Below are 23,216 nucleotides of genomic sequence, written 5' to 3' on the forward strand. Positions count from 1 at the left end.
CTGACCAGAATCACGCACCAAGTCTCACGTGCGTTCGACTTGAATATGATCGAATGTTGATTTGCTTTTTAGAAAATAAAATAGAAACTTAAAAAGGAACTTAAATCAAATGTAAATAGTCAGATAGAATTTTTAGATTGCTTATGTTAAAATATAAAAAATAATAAAAAGTAGGGGACTTTTGTAAATTAGAGAAAAATGCATTGGATTACAATATAGAGGGCATATATATTTTGCTGGAGGAGGACATAAAATTTGAAAAAGAGAATGGTGGCAATTTTATTATGTGTAGCAATGGTTGCAGTTAGTCTGACAGCATGTGGAAATTCTGATAAGGCAAACAATAAAGATAATGTATCTGTGAGTTTAGATAGTGAAACTGATACTTCAAATAATAAAAATAGTTCAAAATCGGAACAAAAGGAAAAACAGATAGACTACATTCAGGCAGAGTATCGAATCATAGATGCAAAAGAATTGTATGTGACAGCAGACAACATGGAAGCAACAACAGATTCCGATGGAAATGAGACTTATATTAATACAGAAAATTATACAAATCAAGATGTGTGTGACAATAGAGATAAAGAAACAGTGTTGCAACAATTGATGGCATCACTATGTGGCATTGCAGGTGCCATTGATTTAGATACTGCAAGAAATGAAGGGGTATTCGATAATGTAACTGACGATGGTGCAATGGAACCAGTAGCGTTTGTTGGCGTTCCGTGTACAGATGAGAATGGAGTTACATTAGGTGATACAGCACCAATATTTCGAAAAGTATTTGAAAATGAAGTTTTGAATGATCTTTTTGCTTTTAAGCCGGATTATGAGCTGGTAGAGGTAGACGGCGAAGATGATAAATGGTATAAATTTACATGGAGTCCGGAGACAACTTATGAAGGCATCTATGCAGAAGCCTATTTGCAGGAGCTTGCCGGTAGAAAATCTGAGCTTCAAACTGCTGTGAAAGAAGCAAACAATGGCAGCGATGCGATTGAATTAACAGTGTCTCCTGAGACTGTGGCAAAATGTCTGGATAAATATAATCTGGATGAGGGCTACTGGTTTGCATTTAATGATCTGGAAGATTATAATGCGAACTCCTGGAATTATGATGTGATTTACGATGGGGTTCGCTATACATCAACAGTGACAAATGATAATGTAAAAATCATGCTGGAGGTAAATGGTGAGCCACAAACTGTCATCATGCAACAATGGTATACAGATCTGTTGTTAGATAAGAATCCAGAACTGACGACAAAGGAAGAAGCGTTCTTTGGCAGTGAAAAATATCAGAGCATTGCATATTCTGAAGGAAGAATGCTGAAATTGGAGCAGAATCAGAAAGCAGCATTTGAAGCATGCGGATTTAAAATAGATGATTATAGATAAAAAGGAAAGATACTTTTTATGTATTGCTGATGCCTTCTAAAACATAGAAATATTTAAAATCATTATGTGGCGGAATGGGCGTAGAAATGCTATGAGTCTGCGAGAAGATCAAGATACATTTTGAAAAATATAAAAACAGGGAGAACAAAATTATGACACGACAGGAGCTGATTGCCAGTATCGAACAATATCAGCCATATAACGAGCAGGAAGAAATGGATAAACCGCTCATTCTGGAGTGGATAAAAAATAACGACAATGCATTTTTACGCGAAAATGTCGTGGCACATATGACGGCATCTGCCTGGGTGGTAAATAAGGACAGAAGCAAAGTGCTGATGGTATATCACAATATTTATAATTCCTGGTCATGGTTAGGTGGTCATGCGGATGGTGAGATAGATCTGTTATCTGTGGCGGTTCGGGAAGTGAAAGAAGAAGCTGGTATTTCCAATGTGACTCCGGTGTCGAAGGATATTTTTTCAGTGGAATCGCTTACCGTAGATGGTCATTGGAAAAATGAAAAATATGTTTCCAGTCATTTGCATTTTAATGTGACATATTTATTGGAAGCTGATTCAGAAGAAGCGGTTTCGATAAAGGCAGATGAAAATAGTGGTGTGGCATGGTTTACGCCAGAAGAAGCATTGAAAAAATCAACGGAGCCGTGGTTTGTGGAACATGTATATGCGAAACTCATAAAGAAAGCGGCATATACGATTTAAAAAATATAAACGATTTTTTTGACTTAAAAGCAGTGCTGATAGCAAAAGGAATAGGAAAAATAAGTGTTTTTATAAATATATATTATAACAAAAAGAAAAATAGTGATTTTTGATAATATTAAAAAATAGTAGAAAAGAGGGCATAGTATGAACGAATTATATGAACTGATTGAGCAGAAAATAAAGGCATCCGGTTATCCGAGAGAGATTTCCGGTGAGGCAGTATACAACGATATCTGTGACCAGATAGATGGAAAAGAGAATGGAGTATATCTGTTGTTATCAAAATTTGAGGAAGATGTAGTTTTCGAGTATCATATTACCGTTCGGGATGAAGATTTTAATTTGGGAATTTTGACAATGCGTACACCGGAAGGCGTATTTGAAGTAGATTTTGATGCATAAGGAGGAACTATGGATATCAAAGAACAAATTCATGCATTATCTGAGGAGATGATTGCAAATTTAGGTAAAATGGTAGCGATTGACTCTCAACTTGGCACACCGACAGAGGGCAAACCATTTGGCGAAGGTCCTGCAAAAGCACTAAGCGAAGGACTGAAAATTGCAGAAGAACTTGGTTTTCATACCGTAAATCTGGACAATTATTGCGGTTACGCGGAGATGGGCGAAGGCGAAGAAATCGTAGGAATCGCGGGACATCTGGATATCGTGCCGGTTGGTGGAGATTGGAGTTATGATCCTTTCGTGCTGACACGCAAAGGAGATTATGTATATGGACGTGGAACGACAGATGATAAAGGTCCGGTGATTGAGGCGCTTTATGCAATGAAGTTGCTTCGTGATTCCGGCGTGAAGCTGAATAAACGGGTACGTCTGATCATGGGATGCAATGAGGAGACCGGTTCCAAATGTATGGAACATTATAATGAGGTCGCTGAGGAGTTGTCCTGCGGATTTACACCGGATGCAAATTTCCCGTGTATTCATGGCGAAAAAGGACATATGTCTATGATGGCATATTCCAAACATACCAAAATTATTTCCATGAATGGAGGTTTTGTATCCAATGCGGTATGCGACAGTTGTACAACCGTGATTCCGGCAGAAGCTGGATTAAAAGAAAAATTGGAAGTTGCGCTTGGTGACACAAAACTTCAGGAGTACAAAGTAACAGAAGAAAACGGTCAGATTGAGATTTATGCAAAAGGTGTTCCGGCGCATGCAAGTACACCGGCACTTGGTATCAATGCAGCTGGCGTAACATTTGAATGTTTGGAAAAAGTAGGTTTTGAGGATGATTTTGTAAAATTTTATAACACACACCTTGGAACTTCCTGTGATGGAGCCGGAATTGGTTTGAAGTGTGAGGACGCTTATGGCGATCTGACATTCTGTAACGGAATTGTAAAAACAGAGGATGGCGTAATTTCCTGTACCATTGACATTCGTGTGCCGGTTACTTTCAAAGAAGCAGATGTTCGCAAAATGTGCGAAGGCAGACTGGAAGATGAAAATGGTCGGATCGAGATAGAAGAAATCGGTGATCCGCTGTTTTTCCCGAGGGAGTCTCCGCTGGTAGAAGCATTGTATAAAGCATACGTGGACGTGACAGGAGATACTGAGCATGAACCGATGGTAATCGGTGGCGGAACTTATGCGAAATCTTTGAAAAATATTATTGCATTTGGTCCGGAAAAACTGGATATGGATTATCATATTCACAGTGCAGATGAATTTATTCTGGTATCCGAAATGGAAGAAGCGGTTCTGATCTATATGGAAGCAATCAAAAATCTTCTGGCAATTTAGAGGGAAAATAAGATAGAAATGTACTCAGGAAAGTGATGAATGACACACGTCCTCTAAATATGAATATCGGCTATTTCTCTAGTGAAAAAGAGAAATAAAATTAAAAAAATTTTAAAGGTTCTTTTCAAAAAATCTAACGTTTCGATTTTATAATAAGTGATAGCTTCAAAAAACGAAGTGTAGAGTGCAGAGATTCTGAAAAGAATATGTCACAGTTTACTCTGACCAGAATCACGCACCAAGTCTTACGTGCGTTCGACTTAAATATTTTTGGAAATGAGAAAGGGGAAAAGCCGATGAAAATGTTTTGGGTTATCATGTTGTCATTGTTTTTAGGGGCATCAGGAAATCAACAATTGACAAATTCCGTTGAGATGGCACGGATTTCGAAGACACTGGATCTTGCGTTGGCACAGGGAAACCTAATTGAAAATGTAGATACCCATAGTGGTTCTCATGGGGATGGAGATTCTTTGCAGACATGGACATTTGCGGATGATTCCTTATTAAAACAGATTCAGGCAGATTCTGCCTGGAAGCCATTTCCTTTGACAAAAAATTTAGAAGCATTGCTTTATGGTGTTACATATGATGAGGGATTATCGGTAACGGTTGTCGGTCCATATGTTTCTTTTTCAGAGGAACAGCTTCCAAGAGTAGAACACGGATATTATTACTTTGTGGATCGGCAGGCGGAGTCAGAACAGCAGAATAGTGATGAGCAGATTCTGGAGCGTGTGTCGTATAATTTCAGTATTGCGATTTATGATACCGATACGGATACGTTATATTACGTGGAGGCGGATTCCTGATATATGGCTACAGACAAATATTTTTAGGAGAAGCAATCCGGGGATTACAGGATGCATATTTTGAACGCAGAATAAGCATTTCCCCGCTTCAAGTGAGTAGAGCACTAAGTGGTGGGTAAGGGGGATGCTTATGTCAGTGGGAGTTAAGCTCCCACTGACAGGGCGCAAAGCGACTGCGTTCATGAGCAAGTAGCGAAAGCGGATTGCGAATGTCCGCTTTACCTAAGAAAAAGAAAACAGAAAATAAGGAAAGAGATTGCAAAGTTTGATAGATGTACCGAAATTAAATTTTGCAGTCTCTTTTTATATGCGGTATAATTATTTTATATGTTAGAAAAATGGGATAATGCAAGTAACCGAAAATAAGAAATATTATAATAAGGGAAGATGCAAATTTCTGATATAAGAAATATTGTAACAAGAGGAAGGCAAATTCTTAAAACAGCAAAATATCATAATGAAAAGAAGAACTATGACGATGAAGGAGATAAAATAAATGGATGATTTTTTATATATTTTAAAATTACAGTTGGAAGGTCGATTAAGTGACGATCAGATCACCGATCAGATGCACATTTATGAGGATTATATTCAGGAACAGGTTGCCGGCGGAAAGACCATGGAGCAGGTTATGCGCAAACTGGGTGATCCGGCGAAAGTTGCAGATATGATCGTAGAACATTATGAAAAACTGGAAAAACAGCAGCAGCGCGAATCTATTGGAAATATGACAGCAGAGGAGATCAATGCGAATGTTCAGAATCCGGAGCATGGATTTCATGCGGAATTTATTGAGAACGAAGGATGGGACGTTCGTCTTGGAAAATTAAAACTGAATACCTGGTATGGAACACTGATCATTCTGGGTGCGGTACTTGGTATTTCAGTATTGATTTCTACGATAATGCATTAGATTGAGATTTTTATAATAATGCATTAGATCTTGTGTTAGATGAGGATCCTGGGATGTGCAGGAGAAGTATATAGTATATCGTGTGTTGCCTTATGCACATTTTACAGCAAATATGCATAAGGCATTTTTGAATTGACAGAAAAAGGAAAAATCGGGGGAGAGCAGTAACGATGAAAAAGTCAGCTGGATATCTGGCGTTATTTAGTACCATAGCAGCATTAAGTCTGAGCGGATGTGGAACTGCGACAAAACAGGAGGCAGATTCCGAAGCAAAAGCAGATACATATGTGACCCTGAAGGCAATCACAGTTGGAACTATGCCGGAAAATGGAATGGATGAATTTTACGAAGAACTGGATGAGATGACGGAAGAACTGGGATGTCATCTGCGGTTTGACTATATTCCATGGGGAGATGAGCGTTCACAGCTTAATATGGCGATCGCTTCCGGTGAGTACGATTTTATCTCAAATGGCAACTTTTCGGATTATTATCAGCAGGCAGCAAAAGGGGCATTTCTGGATCTGAATCAGTATCGTGATCTGGTGCCGGATCTGTTTGCTCATTATGAGGATTACCGGGCGGATTTTCTGACGAATCTGGAGTGGAACGGTGGTTTGTATGGAATCCCGCAGTTTAAGGCAGATTCTATCAGTGATTCCGGAGAGGGATTTTTCTATCGAAGCGATTTATTGAAGGACTGGAATTTGCCGGAAGTGACAGATTTTGAGAGTATGCAGAATTATCTGTATGCAGCGAAAGCAGATCCAAGGTATCAGGATGCGGCAATGATCACGGACAACCGTGCATGGACCGCGCTGTGGCATATGTTTGGTGCAAATTATCAGGAGATTGAAAGTATAGAAACGATTCCGTATGCGGTGGTGGATGCCGCAGATGGAAAAAACGTGGTGAGCCGTTTTGAGACAGAGGAATTCCGTCAGATTCTGGATGTCGTTCATCAATGGTATCAGGATGGAATCCTGAATCCGGGCATTTTGGCATCTTCCGATAATGAGGGAATGACTGCCCTTGAAATGATGCTTCGGGATGAAAAACCGTGTGAAACAAATGTTCCGATCTGGTCAGTCAATGATGCCTGTATACCGGCTTTGTATGAGAAGCATCCGGAGTGGGAATATGGATTTTTCGATTATGATCTGTATGGTGGAAATATTACAAAAGTAAAAAGTGGAAAAGAGTTGTCCTGCATTTCTGTGTCTGCAAAGTGTCAGAATCCGGAAATGGCAGTGAAAATTCTGGAAAAACTGCATACGGATCAGGATTTTTATAACCTGATTTCTTATGGTGTGGAAGGCGTTCATTATGAGAAAAAAGATGGTGAGATCTCACACGAAGGAATTGCAAGTAAAGATGCTTTTTCTTATTGGGTAGGAAGTCCGGATCATATGTTGGAACTGTCAAAATATATGGAAGACAAGCAGTGGGAACAGGTTTATACAGATCTGCGGAATCAGCAGCAGGAATTAAAAGCGACAGCACCGGATAATTTACTGATTGATTTTACATGGGAAGATGATGGTTTGAAAGAAATCGAAAGCCAGCTGGATGAAGTACGAAAAGACTATTTGTTACCGTTATGTTGTGGCGTGTCGGATAATATTGATGCGGATTATCAGACGGCAATCGACAAGTTGTATGAAGCGGGTTTACAGGAATATCTGGATATTTTACAGAAACAATTAGATGAGTATTGGGAGGAACGATCATGAAGCTTCTGATTGTGGATGATGATGTGTATACAAGGGAAGGACTTGCGGAAAATATTCCCTGGGAATTGTATGGAATCGAAGAAGTGATGCAGGCAGAGAACGGCAAAGAGGCTTTGCACACCGTGTCATGGTATCTGCCGGATCTGATTATTACCGACATTCGGATGCCGCAGAAAAATGGCATTGATTTTTGCAAAGAAGCGGTTCGACTGGTGCCGGATTGCAAGATTATTTTTATTACGGGATATATGCAGACAAAGTATCTGAAGGATGCAATCGATCTGTCGGCGGTGGCGTTTATTGAAAAACCGATCCAGCCGGAAGCTGTTTTGGAGGCGTTGGAAAAAGCAGTAGAAAAAATCCGCAGACAGCAGGAAACCGTGCAATTGCAAAAAGAAAATATTTCCTATCAGAAGACAAGATTTCTACATTTGTTGCAGCAGAAAAATACATCGGAGGAACAGTTGGAAGAAATCTGCCGGGATTGCGGATTTGTATGCGCCAGAGATGAGAATTATCTGTGCATGGAAATTCGATTTGAGAATGAAACTGCACAGTTGGAGCCATGCAGGACGTTACTGGAGAAATATCTTGGTGACAGTACCGACTTTTTATTACTGGATCAGATGCCGGAGTTGGAGACCGCTATTGCGGTGCTTGCATGTCAGGCAAAACGGCAGCAGGAGATTCGACGTAAATTACATCTGTTTGTAGCAAAATATCCGGAATATACGGTTGCAGTCGGATATTTTGTGGAACGATTATCTGAGGTGCACAACAGTAGCCGTATGGCGCAGCTTGCCATGGAACAGGGATTTTTTCAGCCGGAAGTACGTTATCTGGAGTTACAGCATCTGGTAAAACACGAATTTATCGATCCGGGAATTTATCAGGTGTTTCTTCAGACTTACCGGGAAAATCCGTGGCGTGTCCGTGACTGGTATTGGGAGCAGCTGGAACAATTTTGCGCGCAGAAGGATGTAATACCGGAAGGCGCACAGCTTATTTCACTGACAAAAACCTTTGCCAGTCAGATTTTGAAGGATTATCCGGAAAGCCTGAAAAATGCAGGACTGGAGACAGTGGAGCATTATATGGAATATTTGTCAGGCAGCAGGCACATTCAGGAGCTGAAAAAACGGTTTTATCAGTTGCTGCAGGGAATGGAACAGTGTCTGGAGAAACAGAAAGGATACAGCCGGGTGGTCAGTGATATCCGTACCTATTGCAGTCAGCATCTGTCAGACAGTGCCCTTGGCGGTCAGATGATCTCAGATCATTTTGGGTTGTCTGCGACGTATCTGAACCAGCTTTTTAAGCAGGAACTTGGCATGACAATCAAGCAGTATATCAGTGAAATGCGTATGGAACGTGCGGAGCAATTGCTGACGCAGACTTATGAGACGGTGGATGAAATTGCGACAAAATGCGGCTATTCCAACGGAAATTATTTTGCAAAAGCGTTCCGGGAAAATCGGAAAATGCCACCGACGGATTACAGAAAGATGATGGGGAAGCGTTATGAAACAAAAGGGACAACGTAAACTGCCATTTTTTTATCACTGGAAATTGTCCAGAAAGCTGTTGTTGCTTTTTTTTGGAATCGGTATTCTGCCGATCACGGTTATTTTTGGCATTACGCTGTATCGAATGGTGCAAAAATCCAGTCAGATGCAGCTGTATACCATGGATAAGAACTTTGACCGGATGGAACAGACTATGGATAATATTCAGGATCGCATCGGGCGTATCGGTTCGCTGGTTACGGTGTCGGATCTGGTAGGAGATGCTTTGCGCAGTGATGACAGTGACGGTCTGGTTCAGGAATTGCAGAAATTCGATGCGTTGTCGGATTATACCTATCAGCTGGAACTGAGTTCCGATGATATTTCCATTTTGTATTATATTCCGGAAAAATTTTTGCTTTCACAAAGCGGAAATACCTGTTATCGACCGTTAAATGATCTGACTAAATGGAAGGTAGATGCCCAAAATCTGGAACAGACGGCGGGAGCTTCCTGGCGCGTGGTACATGAAAAGAATCGCTATGGTCAGAAAAAAAGTTATCTGGCAAATTTTCGGGCAATCTGGAATACAGAGCAGTATTCGGAACTGCTTGGAATCGTAGCAGTCATGATTCCTGTGGATGCCGTCAGGGACAGTATGAATGGGATGATGGATCAGCAGACGCTATATCTGCTGGATGAGAATGATACGATTCTTTTGTCCGGTGGCAGTCAAAAAATATCGGAGGAACGTCTGCCAAAATTAGAGGGAACATCAGGGGATACTCATGTGGAAAATGGTGCGTGGCTTGTGCGCAATAAAAAGCTGGAAGAAGGTGGTATGGCACTGGTTTCTATTGTTCCGCGGAACGTTCTGATGCAGGAGTCAGGAAAAATCATCCGGGAAATGCTCATTTTTTATATCATAGTCTGTGGGATTTCTTTCGTGCTGTTGCAGCTTGGGACCAGACCGTTTCTGGGACGTATCCGCAAGTTGGATACTACCATGGAAGCAGTAGATCAGGGGATAATGGAGCCAATTTCGGTACCGGAATACAGAGATGAACTTGGCAGACTGACGCAACGTTACAATAAAATGGTGGAACAGATTCAGCATTTGCTGGAAGAACAGTATGTGCTAGGTAAAGAAAAATCGGAAGCACAGCTTTATGCGCTGCAGGCGCAGATCAGTCCCCACTTTTTGTATAATACGTTAGACATGATGAACTGGATGGCAGTAAAAGGTGAGACAGACAATATTCGAAGTGTACTGTCCTCCATGTCACGGTTTTACCGGATGGTTTTGAGTCGTGGCGCGTATATCATTACGATCGGTGAGGAAATCCGGATGTGTCAGGCATATATGGAAATTCAGGTAATGCGCAAAAAGAAAAAACTGCAATTTTTACTGGATGTTGATGAGGAAGTTTTTCCATATCTGATTCCGAAAATCACGTTGCAGCCGCTTCTGGAAAATGCAGTCAGTCACGGAATTGATGAAAAAGACGGCGGTCGCGGAACGGTGCGGCTTTCCGGACGATTAATGGGGGATGAGATTGTTCTTCAGGTACAGGATGATGGTGTGGGCATGGATCCAAAGATGCTGGACGAAGCGTCGCCGGATGATGGTAAGACACATTACGGTTTATCTAATGTAAAAACGCGTCTGATGATTTTTTATGAGAAAAATGCTGAGGTAATTTGCAACAGTGCACCGGGAATCGGAACCGCCATCACATTGAAATTCCCCAAAAAAGAGGATATGGAAGAATACAACGGGTAAAAATTAAAACAGACAGGTAATTTTTGAAAGTACATGGAAGAAAATGCAAACTTCCATGTGCTTTTTTTGTTTGAAAAATGGCAGAAAATACAAAAAAAGTCCTCTTAAATTGTGCATATTCCATGGAATATAATAAAACCAGAAAGAAACACAGAACAGAAAATGGAAGAAAACGTAAAAAACTGTGTGGGATAGAAGTATAATAAAAAATCAGAGTTGTTACAATCAGATTATGTAAATGCTGAAGATGAAAACGAATATTTGTGAGCAGCAAATGGAAAGCGAATGAGAGACAGGTATTCGTCTTTGGAGGAATTATGAAAAATCATCTGGAAAAAGAAAATGTGGAATTTCGCTATTATGAAATGCCACAGGGAATGCCGGTTTTGCCGCTGCTTGGAGAAAAATGGATTACACGCTATGGAGCAGATCCCATGCATTTTCACAATTATCTGGAACTTGGATATTGTTATTCGGGAAAAGGTGTCATGCATTTTGGCGATGAACTTGTATCATATCGGGCGGGAACCGTTATTGTGATTCCAAGAAACTTTCCGCATCGAACAGAGGGCGAAGACAATAACCTGCAGAAATGGGAATATCTGTATGTGGACAGTGAAAAATTTCTGAAAGAACAGTTTTTAAACAGAGGCAGGATGGCAGAGGAACTGATCGCACGACTGCACAGCAGGATGTTCGTGATCACAAAAGAGATGGATCTGAAAGTCGGAAAGCAGATGCTGATTCTGCTGGATGAACTGCGGGAGAAGAATGAATTTTATACGGATTCCGTAAATGGAGCCCTTCTGTCGCTGCTTTTGATGATCATCCGGTTCAATCCGGGAGACCGGGAGCAGGAGCCGATGACGTATCACAACCGATATCTGGCAGATATTTTAAAAACAGTGGAATATATGGATGCTCATTACAAAGAAGAAATCCGCATTGAGAATCTGACGCAGCTCAGTCACTTAAGCGAGACGCATTTCCGGAGAAAATTCAGCGAATACATGAAAATCACACCGGGAGACTATATCAACCTGCTTCGGGTAAAAAAAGCATGTGAGCTGCTTCGTTATACGGATTGCAGTATTGGTGATGCGGGAATCCAGGCAGGATTCCGGACAGACAGTGCATTTATAAGAAATTTCCGTAAATTTGTCGGGACAACACCAAGAGAATGGCGCAAACAATCGGGAAAAGAAATCGATAATCCGATGAATTATAACATTTCCGTGTTGAAAGGATGGTGAAAAGAGGAACAGGAAAAGGACTTTGCCGAAAGAAGGGAGTTTTTAATTTGGGGTACAGGCAGTATAGGCGGAGGGGAAAATCTGCATGAGTTAAGAAAAAGGAGGAGAACCATGAATAAAAATCGTAAGAGATATTCAAAGAAAACAGGGATAAGAGCAATGGCACTTTCCATAGCTGCGGCAATGGCCGTTACCCTGTATCCGATCCCGGCATTTGCCGTGGAAAACGGACAGGCAGCAGAGCAGACAAAGGTACAGGATAAAACCGGAGGAAACATTCATGATTATGGAAAATCGGGAGATGATCCGACGACACCGGATGTGGATGAATCTGCAGTTGTAGCTAACAGTGATGTGTTAAAATCTGCACAGTATCAGGAATCAACCAAATATGAATTGAAAGTAAATGGTACACCTGTTTCTGTTTATAAATATCAGAAGCAGGAGAATCCAGGTCAATTTTATCATATGGATGTAGCAAGATTTTCTTCGGATGATGCAGAACCGGTATTTGAGATTACCTTGAAAGACGGTTCTACGATTGACAGTGTTTATGTCAGTCCGGAAAGATATTATCCGCAGGATTCCTTTGAAATCAGTGCAGATAAAAAGACGGTAAAATTTAAAATGTCAAATGGTCTGCGTTATTGCATCGTTAATATCAACGGAAGCATCAATGATACCAGTGGAAAACCGCAGCTGGCAATCATCAACGATCCGACAGAGACGAACAAACCGGATGTGGCAGCAACCAATGTGCTGAATTTCAAAGAATTTGCAGAAAAATATCTGCAGGAACATCCGATTACGGATACGGTGGGGGAAGTTTGTACGGAGGCCGGAACTGTTACAGACACATCTATGAATGATGGAAAAGAGTATACATGGTCTTATGGACAGGGAGTATTTCAGGATTATAATGCAAAACAGGTTGTGTTCCCGAATAAGCGTGCACGGCAGAAGAATGATGTGTCTGAAGCATTTCAGGCTGCACTGGAAGAAGTAAAAAACAGTGATACACTGGATACGATTTATTTCCCGGCAGGTACTTATCTTTGGTCAGGTTTATCGATTAAAAACTGGGATGGAAATGGCAAAGACGGGAAGTTAAATATTTATCTGGATGAGGACGCATTGCTTGTCAACCGTCTGCAGGAATGTACACAGGCGATGGAGCCGGCCATCGGCATCTGGGATTCTTCCAATATCACAATTTCAGGTCGTGGTATCATCGATGGACAGGGTACTTATGGATATACCTGGGATCAGGCACATGCAAGACTGAGTGGACATCAGGGAGGAAGTATGGTAGTTCGCTCACAGGATATTACCTTTAACGATACCTATGTTCGTGATGTAAAGCAATGGAACTGGGAATGCCATACAGTAAAAGATATTACATACAATAATATTAAGGGCTTATCTCCGTTCCAGCATTCCTGGGTAGATGGACTTGATCTGACCAGTGGACAGGGAATTACCGTAAATGGTGCGATCACAATGGGAAATGATGATACGTTTGCATCTGGACATTATAATCCAAGTAATGAGTTCCCGGAAAGACAGCTATGGGGAAAAGATTTGAATAATCTGTCCGCAGAAGATCAGAATATCGCTGCTGCAGCCGCTATTTATAATAAAGACCGCCTGAACTGGGATACCGATGATACGACAGATGTGAATATCAATGATACACTTGGATGGAGTACGTTTGCCAACGCAATCCGTCTGGGTCATAATACCCATTTTAAAGCGGATGGCGGCAGCTATCAGTTGCGGGATTATACATTTAATAATGTGAATACCCTGCATGTGACAGGATATGGAACAAATGGTGGCGGTGGTGCACTGAGTATTCAGAATGGAACGAATAAAGGAAATCCGAATTATGAGAACCTTGTATTTAATAACTGTTCTTTTACTGCAAATAACGGAAATAATTCCGCCAATATTCCGAATACGAATGATCTGACTACGTTTAACCCGAAAAATGTGACCTTTAAGGATTGCTGGTTTAAAGATGCAGACACACCGTTTTCATTCAAAAACATTGACAATGTAACGATTGATAATCTGTATCTGGGCGGAAAGCTGGTAGAGTATGATTCACAGGTTGATCTGACAGTTGCAGACAGTGTGAAAAACTTTACATTCCTTGCAAACGGTGAAAATATTAAGAAAAATGAGGCACCGGTATTTGAAAATCTGGACGATGAGCCATTTAATGTGAAAGCCGGTGAGAAAGTTTCTTTCCGGTTAAAAGCAACAGATCCTGAAAATGATAAGGTAACCTTATCTGCGGTCAGTGCGCTCCCGAAAGGCGCATCCTTTGATGCCGAAACTGGCACATTTACATGGGAAACCTCTGACAGTGACAGCGGACGGAGAGAAATTACGTTTAAGGCATTGGATGAGTACGGAGCTTTTTCAGAGAAAACGGTTACTGTCAATATTGAAGCCGGTGAGGTAAAGCTGGTAAAGATTACAGCAACAGAGGATACATATCTGGCAGGTTGGAAAACAGAAAAAAATACAACCTATTCAGACAATGACTATCTGCGTGTTCTTCGAATGGCAAATGCAAAGTCTGATCCGGAAAAGTATGGATTATTCGGTGAAAGGATAACAGATACTTCCGATGGAAGTGATGGAAAAATCAGTGTTCTAAAATTTAATGTATCAGACCTGAAAAAAAATCTTAAGAATTTGGATAAAGCGGAATTGGAACTTACCCTGATTAACAGACGCAGTAATAGTTCAACAGGAACAGATCGGCTGATGGTTGTTCCGGTGTCCGGAGAATGGGATGCGAAGAAGGCAACCTGGAATACACATCCGGAGTGGGATACAGAAAAAGCTGTTTACTCAGAAGAATTTCAGGTTGATAAAAACAGTGAAGTGAAAAATAATGTTGCTATTACTGACTCAAACTATGATGGAACAAAAGCAATCGTAGATGTGACAGAACTTATCAAAAATATGGATGATGCCGAAAATACACTTTCTCTGGCTGTATGTGATGAGAATGGCTATGAACTGGCATTTGCAAGTACCGAAGGCGCAGCAAAACTGGATGCAGAGAAGGAAGCGGCTCCTGTCATCCGTGCAACTGTGAAAAATGTTATCGGAAAAGATGCAGAAGTATCCAGAACCGTCGTATCTCAGGATACATTTGCAGGCAGCTGGAGCGGAGATCAGACAGCAGACTTTGGCGCAAAGAATTTCCTGCGTACTTCTTACGGAACAGATTCGAAAGGAACATTGGGAACCGCAGGTGGAAGTGACAATAAAGTTACATATCTGAAATTTGATGTGTCACAGATTGATCTTACTCAGGTTGACCGTGTAAAATTACAGATGACTTTACTGGGTGTACGCCACAATGAAGCTGCTAATCTGGATGCACAGCTTCAGATTGCCATGGCAGAGAATACAGACTGGACAGAAAATACTCTGAACTGGAAAACGAAACCTGCAATTCTGGAAGAAAATGGAGTAATTACTTCAGAAGAATTTAACCTTGGAAAGATTGTAAGCGATGATCCGGCACTGATCAGTACACCGAATGGTACAATAGCAACAGCAGATGTTACATCATTAGTTGCAGCGGCAAAAGCAGCCGGTCAGGACAGTATCACGCTGGCTGTAAATATGGTTGGCAAACAGGTCGACAAGGCAAATCGTATTTTCTTTGTAAGTAAAGAAGGGGCAAAATCTTATGCAAATGCAGAAAATATGGCTCCGGTACTGGTAAGTACAAAGACAGTAGCCGTTTCCGGAATTAAAGTAAATGCACCGACAAAGACAGTATATGATCTGGGTGAATCACTTGACACAACCGGTATGACAGTTACTGCTTCTTATGAAGACGGAACAGAAGATGTTGTAGATTTGTCCAAAGTAATCGTAACTGGTTTTGACAGCAGTAAAGTAGCAGAGAAACAGACAGTTACTGTAAAATATGCAGGAAAGACAGCGACATTCGATGTAGAGATCAGAAATGTTACATTAGAAAATGCAAAAACTGCAGCAAGTAAAGAAATTACTGATTATGCAACTGCTCAGAAAGAAGCAATCAAAAATCTGAAAGGTTTAAGCGAAGAAGAAATTACAGCTTATAACGAGAAAGTAGAGAAAGCAGCTGATGCAGCAATTGCAAAAGTCAATGAAGCAGCAACAACTACAGATGTAGATCAAGCAGCGGCAGATGCAAAGACTGCAGTAGATGCACTTGTAAAAGAAGCAACAGAAGTTTCAGAGAAGAATATTGCGGCTGCGGAAGCAGAGGCAAAACTGAAAGCAGCAAAAGAAGAAGCTGTAAAAGCAGTAACCGAAAAAGCTACCGCTATCACAGCAGAAATCGAAAAGCTTGCAAACTTAAGTGCAGATCAGAGATCCACATACGAAGCAGATGTTGAATCTGCAGTAGCAGCAGCGAAGGAAGCAATCAATGCAGCAACAACGACGGAAGAAGTAGCAGAGACACAGAAAGAAGCAGAGACATCTCTGGATGAGGTGTTTACAGCTGCAAAGAATGCTGATAAGAAAGCAGAACCAACCCCAGATCCGAAGCCGGTACACAAAGACGGACTTTCTGATGAGAAAGATGCAGACGGAAACTGGTATTACTACAAAGATAACAAGATTGCAACAACTGTAACTACCGTAGCGAAAAACAAAAACGGCTGGTGGAGAGTGGTCAACGGTAAGGTAGACTTCAGCTGCAACAGTGTCGAAAAGAACGAAAACGGCTGGTGGTACATCCGAGGAGGAAAAGTAGATTTTGGTTACACAGGTGTTGCAAAGAATGCAAACGGCTGGTGGAGAATCGTTAACGGTAAGGTAGATTTCAACTGCAATAGCGTAGAGAAAAACGAAAACGGCTGGTGGTACATCCGTGGAGGAAAAGTAGACTTTAGTTACACCGGAGTAGCAAAAAATGTAAATGGTTGGTGGAGAATTGTCAATGGTAAAGTAGACTTCAACTGCAACAGCGTAGAGAAGAACGAAAACGGCTGGTGGTACATCCGCGGAGGAAAAGTTGATTTCAGTTACACCGGAGTAGCAAAAAATGCAAATGGCTGGTGGAGAATTGAAAACGGAAAAGTAAACTTTAATTTCCGTGGAATCGCACACAATGAGAACGGCTACTGGTATCTGTCCGGCGGAAAAGTTGATTTTTCCAAAAACGGAACGGTCAAAGTACAGGGCAAGACTTATCGTGTAGTAAACGGTAAAATCAAATTTTAACAGGGAACCGTTAAATAATTACCAAAAATAATGCAAATATTTTTACAATTTTGGTTAATCTGTTTCTGCTATACCTGCTATAATTGCACTGTAACAAATAAGGAACTACTTAACAAAACCTCTTTGTAGAAGGCTGCTAAGCAATTCAGATTTTTGGAGGAAAAGATAAATGAATACTTTAAAAGCTGAAAAAAGAAGCATGGATGTCAAAGCAAAGAAACTCAGAAGAGAGGGATTCGTAACAGGTAACCTGTTCGGTAAAGAGATCGAAGGTTCTGTTCCGCTGAAGATGAGCAAGATGGAAGTGGAACGTCTGCTGAAAACAGAGCACAAAGGAAGCCAGATCATGCTGAATGTGGAAGGACAGGATTACGATGTTCTGATCAAAGAGGTAGATTATAATTCAATGAAACGTTGTGTTGATGAGATTGATTTTCAGGCACTGGTAAGTACCGAGAAAGTTCATTCTACAGCAGCAGTAGTAATTGAGAACCGTGAGAAAGTCCTGGAAGGTGCTCTGCAGGAGTGCTTAGAGGAAATCGAATACAAAGCGTTACCGGCAGCATTAGTTGATCACGTAAATGTTGATGTAGCAGGCATGAAAGTCGGCGATGTTATCCGTGTCAAAGATCTTGAGATTTCTAAAAACCCGGATATCGATGTTCACACAGATCCGGAAGCAATCGTTGTCATGGTTGATGCAATCAGAAACAGCATCCCGGAGGATGAGGCAGCTGACGAGGAAGCAGCCGAAGCATAAAAGCAGAAATGCTTTTATGAGAATTGAAAAAAGTATGAGAAGCGGAATCACAGAGTTAAGCGCTGTGGTTCCGTTTTTTGTTGAAAAAAATTTGTTAAGGAAAAGGTGTGGTTCAGAAAACGATAAATATCAGATGGGGGATTCAATTTTAAGGAAAAATGCATAAAATTTGAGCAAACCATGCATCTTAAATGGAGTGAGAACTGTTCGATTATTTAATTGCAATATAATTTATGTAAAAGAAAGACAGTTCTAAACGGATTAAGATGATTGGAGGAATTGTCATGCAGAATAATATGGAACTTGGATACGAAATGTTTTGCTATCAGTGTGAGCAGACTGCAAACGGAAAAGGCTGTACCCGACAGGGCGTGTGCGGAAAGACACCGGAGATTGCCAACTTGCAGGATCTGCTCATTTTTCAGTTAAAAGGCATCAGCTGCTATGGAAAAATACTGTTGGATCAGGGAGAAAAACTGGATAAAGGTGTGATCTCTTTTATTGAAAACTGTCTGTTTACCACGCTGACTAATGTAAATTTTGATTCGGAAGTGCATGTAAAACTTCTGAAAGAGGCGCAGAAGATCAAAGATGAACTGCGCCAGCAGATCGGAGGAGTTGCAACGGAAAACATCTATATGTCTTATCGTTTGCCACAGGAAAAAAGTGAAATGCTGCGCACCGCAGAGGTTGCCGGAATCATGTATGATCAGGATCTGGATGAAGATATCCGTTCTTTGCGCCAACTGATCATTTATGGGTTAAAAGGAATCAGTGCTTATGGACATCAGGCCCGGGAATTAGGTTATTTTAGTGATGCAGTGGATGATTTTTATGTGGAAGCATTGTCGGCTGTGACGGATGATAACATGACGGTGGAAGAATTGATCCGTCTTTCTATGAAAGCCGGAGAGATGGCGCTTGCAGTAATGAAGACACTGGATGAGGCAAACACACAGACTTATGGAAATCCAACGCCACATGCAGTATCAACAACGCTGAAAGCAGGCCCTTTCATTATTGTTTCCGGACACGATTTTCATGATCTGGAAATGCTGTTGCAGCAAAGCGCAGGAACCGGCGTGAATATTTATACTCATGGAGAAATGCTTCCGGGACACGGCTATGAAGGCTTGAAAAAATATCCGCATCTCATCGGAAACTTTGGCGGAGCGTGGCAGGATCAGCAGAAACAATTCGATAATCTTCCGGGATGTATTCTGATGACAACAAATTGTCTGATGCGTCCGCGGGAAAGTTACAAAGACCGTATTTACAGTACGAATGTCGTTGGATGGGACGGTGTCAAATATATCGGAAAAAATGCAAACGGCGAGAAAGATTTCAGTGAGATCATCCGTCAGGCGTTGGAACTGGGCGGCTATTCCGAAGATCAGGATGTAAAACCAATAGAACCGTCGGATTGCCCAAGTTGTCATCTGTCATCTGAACTTTTGACAGGTTTTGCGCATGAAGCAACTTTAAGCCATGCCGGAGAGATCGTACAGGCAGTCAAAGACGGAAAAATCCGACATTTCTTCCTGATCGGCGGCTGTGACGGTGCCAGACCGGGGCGGAATTACTATACAGAGTTTGCAGAACTGGTGCCGGAGGATTGTGTGATCCTGACGCTTGCCTGTGGAAAGTACCGGTTTAATAAAATTGATTTTGGAACGGTGGCAGGCCTTCCGCGTCTGCTGGATGTGGGACAGTGCAACGATGCATATTCCGCGGTACGGATCGCCACAGCACTGGCGGATGCTTTCGATACAGATGTCAACAGTCTGCCGTTGTCGCTGATCCTGTCCTGGTATGAGCAGAAAGCGGTAGCGGTTTTGCTTGCGTTATTAAGTCTTGGGATCAAGAATATTTACCTTGGTCCGATCCTGCCGGCATTTTTAAGTCCGAATGTGGTGCAGTATCTGGTGGATACGTTCCAGCTTCATCTGATCAGCAATGCTGAAGATGATATAAAAACCTGTCTGAAACAGGAATTGTAGGTTGCAGGTTCAGGTGTGAGAAGGAAAATAGTTGAAAAAATGCATGTAAACCAGTAAGTCTTGACTAAAAAAAGTGAAAAAATTGCTTCTGCATATTGTAAAAATGCAAAAAATCATTTACTATAAAGATTAGTTGATGCATTTTTGCAATTTTATAAGGAGCAAAAATATGAATTTGCAGGAAAAAGATTCCGGAAATCTCCAGGTGGAAGATTATCTGGAAGCAGTTTTGGACAATTTTCATGACGGTATTTATATTACAGACAGGGAAGCGAATACGGTGTATCTGAATCACAGTTACGAGCTGATCAGTGGTCTGAGAAAATCCGAAATGATTGGGAAAAACATGAAAGATCTGGTGGAAGCCGGCGTAGTATCCATGAGTGGTACACTTTCTGTGCTGCAAAGCGGAGAGTCTGTGACCAGTGAGCAGATTTTCCGAACCGGAAAGCGGGCAGTCATCACAAGTACACCGATTTTTGATGGCGATGACAAAACGAATCTGGTTATGGTGGTGACACTGGTTCGTGAGATTACAGAAATCTATTCCATCCGAAAGGAATTGCAGCGAAAGGAGCAGCAGAATCGTCAGTATATGCAGGAATTGGAGCGTATGCGCAAGGAACTGGACGGAGATGTGGAACTGGTTGCGGTGGCAGAACCGAGCAGAAAATTGCTGGAATTTGCCCGGAAAATGGCACAGGTGGATTTGCCGGTACTGCTTTATGGAGAAAACGGTTGTGGTAAGTTCCGATTGGCAAAATATATCCATGCACATTCTGATCGAACAGAAGCTGCGTTTTTACGCCTGAATTTTTCAGCTGTACCGAAGAATGATCTGGAGACTTACCTTTTTGGAACACCGGGAACTGCAGAGCATGAGCCGCAGATCGGCTTGCTGGAAAGTGCGGAAGGCGGAACCTTATATATCGAAGAACTGGCAGCTGTGCCAGAAGATATTCAGGGAAATCTGCTGACAGTTCTCCGGGATGGATGTTGTGTGATGAAAGAAGGATATTTACAGAAACTGAATATCCGGATGATCGCTGGCAGTAAGTATTCTGTGCAGCAGTTAGAGCAGATGGCAAGTGTTAATAACTTACTGTTGCAGCAGTTTTCACTGTTTTCCATGGAGGTACTTCCATTACGGGAACGCAGGGAGGACATTATTCCGCTGCTTGACTTCTTCCTGAACCAGTACAATTATAAAACCGGGCAGAACAAGCAGTTTGACCGGGAAAGTTACCAGTGTCTGAACGATTATCCATGGCCGGGAAATATTCAGGAACTGAAAAATCTGGTACAGCGGGCAGCAATCATCAGCACCGGTGATGTGATCCGGGCGCAGGATCTTTTTATGCATGATCGGCTTGAAAAAGTGGAAGAGAAGCAGGAAAGCTATCAGGATCAGGTAGATCTGAAAATGGAGGTTGCCAGATTTGAAGCCGGGTATCTGGACCATGCGTTTTCCAGATTTGGAAACATCCGTGAGGCGGCAGCGAGCCTTGGAATGGATAGTTCTACTTTTGTACGGAAACGGCAAAAATATGAGCAATTGGGCTTGATGAAAAGCCAGAAAAAGAAATAATGAGAAAACGTTAAAATTGCGTTTTTACAGCACTAAGGACTGCTGTTTGTGCATATTGTACAGAAACATATGCACAGACAGCAGTCTTTGTTTTAAACTTGCAGAATATTTTGTGAAACTGCATAATTGCAAAAATACATATAATGGTGTATAATCGCATCATAACATAAAAATGATGCAAAAATGCAATTAAATCAACGAGAAAATGGGAGGAACAAAAAATGGCACTTATGACTGGTGAACAGTATATCGAGAGTATCCGCAAAATGAACATGGAGATCTACATGTTCGGTGAGAAGGTAGAGAATCCGGTAGACAATCCGATTCTTCGTCCGTCATTAAATTCTGTAAGAATGACATATGATTTGGCTCAGGATCCGCAGTATCAGGATCTGATGGTTGTTACATCTCCGTTTACAGGCGAGAAGATCAACCGTTTCACACATATCCATCAGAGCACAGAAGATCTGAAAAACAAAGTAAAAATGCAGAGACTGTGTGGTCAGAAAACCGCAGCCTGTTTCCAGCGTTGTGTAGGAATGGATGCGTTCAACGCAGAGTTTTCCACAACATATGAAATCGATAAAAAATATGGTACATCTTACCATGAAAACTTCAAAAAATTCATGAACTACTGTGCAACCAACGATTTAACCGTAGACGGCGCTATGACAGATCCGAAAGGTGATCGTTCCAAAGCACCTCACGCACAGGAAGATCCGGATATGTACTTACGTGTTGTTGAGCGCCGTCCGGATGGTATCGTAGTTCGTGGTGCAAAAGCACATCAGACAGGTATCTGCAACTCACATGAAGTAATCGTTATGCCGACTATCGCTATGGGACCGGATGACAAAGATTACGCAGTATCTTTCGCAGTACCGGTTGACACAGAAGGTATCTTCATGATCATCGGACGTCAGTCCTGTGATACAAGAAAACTGGAAGGTTCCCAGATGGATGTCGGAAACTCTGAGTTCGGTGGAGTAGAAGCTCTGGTTGTTTTCGAAGATGTATTCGTACCAAACGATCGTATCTTTATGAATGGTGAAGCTGAGTTTGCCGGAATGTTAGTTGAGCGTTTCGCAGGTTACCATCGTCAGTCCTACGGCGGATGTAAAGTAGGTGTAGGTGATGTCCTGATCGGTGCAGCAGCAGTTGCAGCTGAGTACAATGGTGTTGCAAAAGCTTCCGCAGTAAAAGATAAACTGATCGAGATGACACACTTAAACGAGACATTATTCTGCTGTGGTCTTGCATGCTCCACAGAGGGAACAGCTACAGAGTCTGGCGCATATATCATCAACCTGCTTCTTGCAAACGTATGTAAACAGAACGTTACACGTTTCCCATATGAAATCGTTCGTCTGGCAGAGGATATCGCAGGTGGTCTGATGGTTACAGCTCCATCTGAGAAAGATTTCCGCGATGAGAAACTTGGCAAATACATTGACAAATACTTCAGAGGTGTTGCTGATGTAACAACAGAGAATCGTCTGAAAATCCTTCGTCTCATTGAGAACCTTTCTCTTGGTACAGCAGCAGTTGGATATCGTACAGAGTCCATGCATGGTGCAGGTTCTCCGCAGGCACAGCGTATCATGATCGCACGTCAGGGTAACTTAGGCGCTAAGAAACAGCTTGCAAAAGCAATCGCACATATCGAGGAGTAATATCAGATGGGAGATGACTCCCACCTCTATAGGTGGTGAGAAACAAG

At 41.7% G+C, this 23,216-nt stretch carries 16 protein-coding genes; all 16 read left to right on the top strand.

The features are described 5' to 3' along the window. The first annotated feature begins 255 nt into the window (after positions 1–255). Positions 256–1,401: a hypothetical protein gene (locus LG34_RS02065; RefSeq protein WP_109214658.1), complete on the top strand. Its 1,146-nt coding sequence runs from the start codon at positions 256–258 to the stop codon at positions 1,399–1,401. 152 nt (positions 1,402–1,553) lie between these two features. Further along, positions 1,554–2,126, top strand: a complete 573-nt coding sequence (locus LG34_RS02070) for an NUDIX hydrolase (protein WP_109214659.1) — start codon at positions 1,554–1,556, stop codon at positions 2,124–2,126. A gap of 147 nt (positions 2,127–2,273) precedes the next feature. Further along, entirely contained in the window at positions 2,274–2,531 is a 258-nt protein-coding gene (locus tag LG34_RS02075; protein WP_109214660.1) for a hypothetical protein, read from the top strand. Positions 2,532–2,540: 9 nt separating this feature from the next. Beyond that, positions 2,541–3,899 carry a M20 family metallopeptidase gene (locus tag LG34_RS02080; RefSeq protein ID WP_181369256.1) on the top strand — a complete coding sequence of 453 codons (1,359 nt, stop codon included), beginning with the start codon at positions 2,541–2,543 and terminating at the stop codon, positions 3,897–3,899. 296 nt (positions 3,900–4,195) lie between these two features. Then, positions 4,196–4,711 (top strand): hypothetical protein, encoded by a 516-nt coding sequence (locus tag LG34_RS02085; RefSeq protein WP_109214661.1) that lies wholly within the window; start codon positions 4,196–4,198, stop codon positions 4,709–4,711. A gap of 496 nt (positions 4,712–5,207) precedes the next feature. After that, positions 5,208–5,624, top strand: a complete 417-nt coding sequence (locus LG34_RS02090) for an HAAS signaling domain-containing protein (protein ID WP_109214662.1) — start codon at positions 5,208–5,210, stop codon at positions 5,622–5,624. A gap of 170 nt (positions 5,625–5,794) precedes the next feature. Beyond that, the gene (locus LG34_RS02095) at positions 5,795–7,357 is read left to right on the top strand and encodes a DUF3502 domain-containing protein (protein WP_109214663.1); all 1,563 of its coding nucleotides are present in this window, start codon (positions 5,795–5,797) and stop codon (positions 7,355–7,357) included. After that, the gene (locus LG34_RS02100) at positions 7,354–8,901 is read left to right on the top strand and encodes a helix-turn-helix domain-containing protein (RefSeq protein ID WP_109214664.1); all 1,548 of its coding nucleotides are present in this window, start codon (positions 7,354–7,356) and stop codon (positions 8,899–8,901) included. Before LG34_RS02095 ends, LG34_RS02100 begins: the two co-directional genes overlap by 4 nt. Beyond that, a complete protein-coding gene (locus tag LG34_RS02105) occupies positions 8,879–10,645 on the top strand; it encodes a cache domain-containing sensor histidine kinase (RefSeq protein ID WP_109214665.1) in 1,767 nt (588 codons plus the stop codon). Before LG34_RS02100 ends, LG34_RS02105 begins: the two co-directional genes overlap by 23 nt. Positions 10,646–10,962: 317 nt before the next feature. Continuing rightward, positions 10,963–11,898 (top strand): AraC family transcriptional regulator, encoded by a 936-nt coding sequence (locus LG34_RS02110; RefSeq protein ID WP_109214666.1) that lies wholly within the window; start codon positions 10,963–10,965, stop codon positions 11,896–11,898. Between the two features lie 111 nt (positions 11,899–12,009). Then, complete coding sequence (locus LG34_RS02115; RefSeq protein WP_109214667.1) at positions 12,010–17,148, top strand: DNRLRE domain-containing protein; 5,139 nt, start codon at positions 12,010–12,012, stop codon at positions 17,146–17,148. Positions 17,149–17,317: 169 nt separating this feature from the next. Next, positions 17,318–17,908: a 50S ribosomal protein L25 gene (locus tag LG34_RS02120; RefSeq protein WP_109214668.1), complete on the top strand. Its 591-nt coding sequence runs from the start codon at positions 17,318–17,320 to the stop codon at positions 17,906–17,908. A 16-nt stretch (positions 17,909–17,924) separates the two neighbouring features. Beyond that, complete coding sequence (locus LG34_RS16595; protein ID WP_158582171.1) at positions 17,925–18,074, top strand: hypothetical protein; 150 nt, start codon at positions 17,925–17,927, stop codon at positions 18,072–18,074. A gap of 118 nt (positions 18,075–18,192) precedes the next feature. After that, the gene (gene hcp, locus LG34_RS02125) at positions 18,193–19,908 is read left to right on the top strand and encodes a hydroxylamine reductase (RefSeq protein WP_109214669.1); all 1,716 of its coding nucleotides are present in this window, start codon (positions 18,193–18,195) and stop codon (positions 19,906–19,908) included. A 169-nt stretch (positions 19,909–20,077) separates the two neighbouring features. Then, positions 20,078–21,496 carry a sigma 54-interacting transcriptional regulator gene (locus LG34_RS02130; protein ID WP_181369259.1) on the top strand — a complete coding sequence of 473 codons (1,419 nt, stop codon included), beginning with the start codon at positions 20,078–20,080 and terminating at the stop codon, positions 21,494–21,496. 221 nt (positions 21,497–21,717) lie between these two features. Then, entirely contained in the window at positions 21,718–23,169 is a 1,452-nt protein-coding gene (locus LG34_RS02135) for a 4-hydroxyphenylacetate 3-hydroxylase family protein (RefSeq protein ID WP_109214671.1), read from the top strand. Positions 23,170–23,216: the final 47 nt, after the last annotated feature.

It is taken from the genome of Eubacterium ramulus, assembly GCF_003122485.1.
Taxonomy (GTDB): Bacteria; Bacillota; Clostridia; order Lachnospirales; family Lachnospiraceae; genus Eubacterium_I; species Eubacterium_I ramulus_A.

Bases quoted from the DNA above. Each gene is read 5' to 3' on its own strand.
- LG34_RS02070 (WP_109214659.1), top strand. From the start codon at position 1,554: ATGACACGACAGGAGCTGATTGCCAGTATCGAACAATATCAGCCATAT.
- LG34_RS02075 (WP_109214660.1), top strand. From the start codon at position 2,274: ATGAACGAATTATATGAACTGATTGAGCAGAAAATAAAGGCATCCGGT.
- LG34_RS02080 (WP_181369256.1), top strand. From the start codon at position 2,541: ATGGATATCAAAGAACAAATTCATGCATTATCTGAGGAGATGATTGCA.
- LG34_RS02085 (WP_109214661.1), top strand. From the start codon at position 4,196: ATGAAAATGTTTTGGGTTATCATGTTGTCATTGTTTTTAGGGGCATCA.
- LG34_RS02090 (WP_109214662.1), top strand. From the start codon at position 5,208: ATGGATGATTTTTTATATATTTTAAAATTACAGTTGGAAGGTCGATTA.
- LG34_RS02095 (WP_109214663.1), top strand. From the start codon at position 5,795: ATGAAAAAGTCAGCTGGATATCTGGCGTTATTTAGTACCATAGCAGCA.
- LG34_RS02100 (WP_109214664.1), top strand. From the start codon at position 7,354: ATGAAGCTTCTGATTGTGGATGATGATGTGTATACAAGGGAAGGACTT.
- LG34_RS02105 (WP_109214665.1), top strand. From the start codon at position 8,879: ATGAAACAAAAGGGACAACGTAAACTGCCATTTTTTTATCACTGGAAA.
- LG34_RS02110 (WP_109214666.1), top strand. From the start codon at position 10,963: ATGAAAAATCATCTGGAAAAAGAAAATGTGGAATTTCGCTATTATGAA.
- LG34_RS02115 (WP_109214667.1), top strand. From the start codon at position 12,010: ATGAATAAAAATCGTAAGAGATATTCAAAGAAAACAGGGATAAGAGCA.
- LG34_RS02120 (WP_109214668.1), top strand. From the start codon at position 17,318: ATGAATACTTTAAAAGCTGAAAAAAGAAGCATGGATGTCAAAGCAAAG.
- LG34_RS16595 (WP_158582171.1), top strand. From the start codon at position 17,925: ATGAGAATTGAAAAAAGTATGAGAAGCGGAATCACAGAGTTAAGCGCT.
- hcp (WP_109214669.1), top strand. From the start codon at position 18,193: ATGCAGAATAATATGGAACTTGGATACGAAATGTTTTGCTATCAGTGT.
- LG34_RS02130 (WP_181369259.1), top strand. From the start codon at position 20,078: ATGAATTTGCAGGAAAAAGATTCCGGAAATCTCCAGGTGGAAGATTAT.
- LG34_RS02135 (WP_109214671.1), top strand. From the start codon at position 21,718: ATGGCACTTATGACTGGTGAACAGTATATCGAGAGTATCCGCAAAATG.